This is a genomic window from Nocardioides sp., assembly GCF_025964975.1.
Taxonomy (GTDB): Bacteria; Actinomycetota; Actinomycetes; order Propionibacteriales; family Nocardioidaceae; genus Nocardioides.
In genome coordinates this window covers 1-4,010 of record NZ_JAOPXV010000063.1, presented here as the reverse complement: position 1 = coordinate 4,010, position 4,010 = coordinate 1, and the positions used below count along the sequence as shown (strand labels likewise).

4 protein-coding genes are annotated in these 4,010 nt (G+C 67.3%); all 4 read right to left on the bottom strand.

Annotated features, from left to right (window positions below):
* On the bottom strand, positions 1 to 905 hold a 905-nt coding region (locus JWN68_RS04750), incomplete at its 3' end, for an aconitase family protein (RefSeq protein ID WP_297735444.1).
* Between the two features lie 175 nt (positions 906 to 1,080).
* Positions 1,081 to 1,437 (bottom strand): hypothetical protein, encoded by a 357-nt coding sequence (locus JWN68_RS04745; RefSeq protein WP_297735442.1) that lies wholly within the window; start codon positions 1,435 to 1,437, stop codon positions 1,081 to 1,083.
* A 251-nt stretch (positions 1,438 to 1,688) separates the two neighbouring features.
* Positions 1,689 to 2,480, bottom strand: a complete 792-nt coding sequence (locus tag JWN68_RS04740; protein WP_297735439.1) for a helix-turn-helix transcriptional regulator — start codon at positions 2,478 to 2,480, stop codon at positions 1,689 to 1,691.
* Positions 2,481 to 2,633: 153 nt separating this feature from the next.
* Positions 2,634 to 3,983, bottom strand: coding sequence for a hypothetical protein (locus tag JWN68_RS04735; protein ID WP_297735437.1), 1,350 nt, complete (start codon positions 3,981 to 3,983; stop codon positions 2,634 to 2,636).
* Positions 3,984 to 4,010 lie beyond the last annotated feature (27 nt).

The window sequence follows — 4,010 nt, the reverse complement described above, 5'->3', positions numbered from 1 at the left end:
AGCGGCAGTGCCGAGACCCCCGGGCCGTAGAACTCGACGAACTTGCCGACGACACCGTGCTTGCGGAGCATCTCGGTGATGGTGAGCACCAGGTCCGTGGCGGTAGCGCCCTCGGGCAGGTCGCCGTTCAGCTTGAAGCCGACGACGCGAGGGATGAGCATGCTGACGGGCTGGCCGAGCATGGCGGCCTCGGCCTCGATGCCACCCACGCCCCAGCCCACGACACCGATGCCGTTGACCATGGTCGTGTGGGAGTCGGTGCCGACGCACGTGTCGGGGTATGCCTGCAGGCTCTTCCCGCCGCCCGCAGCGTCCACCTCGCGGGTGAAGACGGTGCGGGCGAGGTGCTCAATGTTGACCTGGTGGACGATGCCGGTGCCGGGCGGGACGACCTTGAAGTCGTCAAAGGCACCTTGGCCCCAACGCAGGAACTGGTAGCGCTCGCGGTTGCGCTCGTACTCGATCTCGACGTTGCGTTCGAAGGCCTCCGGGGTGCCGAAGACATCGGCGATGACGGAATGGTCGATGACCATCTCGGCGGGCGCGAGCGGGTTGATCTTGGTCGCGTCGCCGCCGAGCTCGGCCATGGCCTCGCGCATCGTCGCCAGGTCCACGACACAGGGAACGCCGGTGAAGTCCTGCATGATCACCCGAGCGGGGGTGAACTGGATCTCCTTGTCGGGATCCGCAGTCTCGTCCCACCCGGCCAGCGCGCGGATGTCGTCCGCGGTGATGTCCGCTCCGTCCTCGGTGCGCAGCAGGTTCTCGAGGAGCACCTTCAGGCTGAAGGGCAGCGAGGCGACGTCGATGCCGTCGCCCTCGACCGCATCGAGTCGGAAGATCTCGTAGGACGTACCGTCCACGTCGAGGGTGCTCTTGGCGCCGAAGCTGTCTTGACTGGCCATCCGCCACATCTCCTGAGTTTGTCTGGTGGATCTTCTGGATTTCGGTCTGCCTGAGCCCGTGTGAGCCCATCTTGCCCCGCGCCGGACGACCGGTGAGAGCAAGGCGTACCTAAGTCACGCTCCTGCCGTCAGGCAGTTTGTCTTGATGTCAAGATACATGACACCGAGAAAGATGTCATGTGATCCCCGCCAGCGAGTCCAGCTGTTGGAGAAGTCCGTGGGCGGCCAGCTCGCCCTTCTTGTGGCGCCACTGCGAGGCCCGGTAGACGCAGGCGATCAGCCCGCTGCGGTGGACGCGCCGCAGATCGCCGTAGGCGAACGCATGGCGGGCCTTCGTCTCATCGTCGACTCCCTCGGCGAGGCCGAGGAACCAGACGGCGTAATCCTCCCAGCTGTGCTTGGCCAGGAAGGCGTTCTCAGCGTCGGCATCATGTTGCATCTGCCTCCAGTCGCTCCCCAGGACGTACTGGCGCGCCTCGATGAGCCGTCGGGCGTGCGCGATGGCAGCGGTGTTGACGTCGTACGTCGCCATTGGACAGGGCCTCTCACTCGCGGATGTGGTCGCGCCAGTCGCCGGGACGCGGCCCGCAGGGCCAGGCGCGAGCTGTTCGTCCGGATGCGAGGTCGGCGGAGCCTAGGCAGGTCCGATGATGCCCTTCTGTGGCCGCACTGCGCGCAGCGTCTCAGGTGCACCCACCAACCCCTGGCAGCGTCGCACTCCACGCACCCCGACCCGCTGGGCGGGACCTCCAACTCGATGCCCTGGCCTGTCATGCCTCGACGCTACTCACGTGTGGGCCTCGGCACGAGAGTGCGGCCGCGATCAACAGGGCTCGCTCGTGCGACGCTCACGACGCGGGCCAGGGCGCGGAACTCCTCGGGTCGTCGGTTGCGCGACTTCCTGGAGTCCTGCAGCGCCCACTCCGGGATCGACAGGATGTTGCGACGCGGCGGAGCCCAGCTGGCTCTCGCCTCAGCCACGAGCTGCTCCCAGGTCGGGTGCTCGTGGAGGTCGTGGACGGTCGGTCGACGGCCCAGCTGCCAGCGCCGGCTGTAGCGCACCCGGGGCAGCTCGAGGACCTCGGATCGCCAGCGGAACTGGTCGAACCAGGCCGTCGTCTCGGAGCCCTCAGGTGCCCACCACCCCTCCGCCCACACGAACGTGTGAGCCGGATAACGGCGGCCAACGGCGTCCCGGGCCGCCGTTGCTGCCATCGGCGGGACCAGCTCCCCGGCTCCGCCCACGGTCTGCGCCGGCTCGACGCATGCCCCCTCAACAGGTTCCCGCACGGCTGCCAACCCCAGGTCGACCACGCGCAGGATGCCGGCCAACATGCGCGCCGTCGGACTGGTGCGCCCCGTCTCCCACTTAGCAACGGCCGATTGCGAGACGCCCAGCTCGTGCGCGAGCTGACGCTGCGAGAGCTTCGCCATGCGGCGTACGCGTCGAATCAGCCCTGAGACCTGCTCGTCCTCCGCGGACGTCCTCACCAACGCCGACTCCGCCGGCTGCGCGTGTGCCTCGCCCGTCTGCATCCCGTCCCCCCGAAGGTCCGCCATTGTCCGTGCGACCATCAGAGCCGAGGGCACCGACAACGATGCTTGGACCTGAGTCCGGTCGAGACTCAGGTCCAAGCATCGCGGATCGCGCGATCAGGGACGGCGACGGCGACGGCCGTCACAGGCTCAGGACGGCGACCCAGGAGAGCTCAGGAGACTCACGAGAGCTCAGAAGCCCAACAGCTTGCCGAACGCCGAGAACCCGGCGCCGAAGACCTTGGCGATCGGGTTGCTGGGACCGTCGACGGTGGACTTCTGCCAGAAGAGCGGATGGGGCCCAGTGAACTCGTCGTCGACCAGAGGAGTCTTGCCCCACAGGTACGGCCAGAACACCTCGGTCCGGTTGACACCCACGGCCAGTCGGGAGTCGAAGCCCATCACCAGGTGCTGCTCGATCCTCATGGACCTACCTCGGGGGCTCGTCTCCACGACATCGCCGCTGCCCTGGACGATCAGGCTGCCGTTGCCGCTGAACATGATGTAGCGCACCTGCCACGTCGCGAAGGATTGGATGCCCCACCGCCAGCGCGTCTTCAGCTCCGGCGTGCCGATCACGCCCACGACGTGCTTCGGGTGAATCACGAGGCCAGGGTGGTCCGTGAAGTCGATACGCATGAGGTACGAGTCTGGGTCAGCTGGTGTCGACAGCGTCGCCGAGGTGACGCGCCCGTCGCCGGTGATCCGACTCAATCCGTAGAGCCCGGCTGCGAAGCTGATGAACGGCGACGTCCAGTCGTAGAGAAGCCGGCTGTGGATCTTCCCTTCCACCGGACGAACGTGCTCCGACCGCGCGGACAGCACGTCCCCGGCACCGAGCTCGACGGTGAGCGTCCGCTGGGCAGGGCTGGTGCGAAGGTCGGCAGCTGCGTTCTCAGACCCGGCCGACAGGTGAATCGGGCTGTGCACCCGACTCACCACCGGCATCAGGACGAAGTAGCTGACGGTGCGCAGTACTCCCGGCATGACGAGTGCCAGCAGTGCGATGAGAGCCAACCACTTCCACGACCGGGCCCACTGGTTGACCACCCATCCCACCCCGGATGACTGGGTCTCCTCCAAGCTCTGCTGTTCGGCCTTCTTCTGGCCCAGCTCCGACTCCTTGTTGTCGATCTCTCTCTCGACGAGGGGCTGGTCGCCGCCTTGGCCGAGGCGATCGAGCTTCTGTTGAGGGGTCAGGGCGGGGTCGCGAAGGACTGCGGCGTCCTCCTCAGCCTGGCCGAGGGTTCGTTCGAAGGTGTCCAGCGCTTCGTCCGCCTTCTCGACCGCCAGGTCAGCGGTCTCGCACGCGCTACCGGGTGTCACCAGATCGATCAGGTCCTGGACGAAGCCGCAGACGTCCTCCTGGTCGTCGCGCAGGCGCTCGACCTCCGCCTTCTTCTCGGCGACGTTGCGGCGCCCGTCCTCGATCTCGGCGTCGATCCTGCCCTGCAGGGACTCGACGGCTCTGCTCTGCTCCTCAGCAGCGGCGGCCCTCAGCTGCGCGAGGTCCCGCTCCAGCGCCGCTCGTTCCTCAGACACCTGTTGCAGTCGATCCCGGTCTGCCAC

Coding starts and splice junctions, on each gene's coding strand:
- JWN68_RS04745 (WP_297735442.1), bottom strand. CDS start 1,437: ATGGCGACGTACGACGTCAACACCGCTGCCATCGCGCACGCCCGACGG.
- JWN68_RS04740 (WP_297735439.1), bottom strand. CDS start 2,480: ATGGTCGCACGGACAATGGCGGACCTTCGGGGGGACGGGATGCAGACG.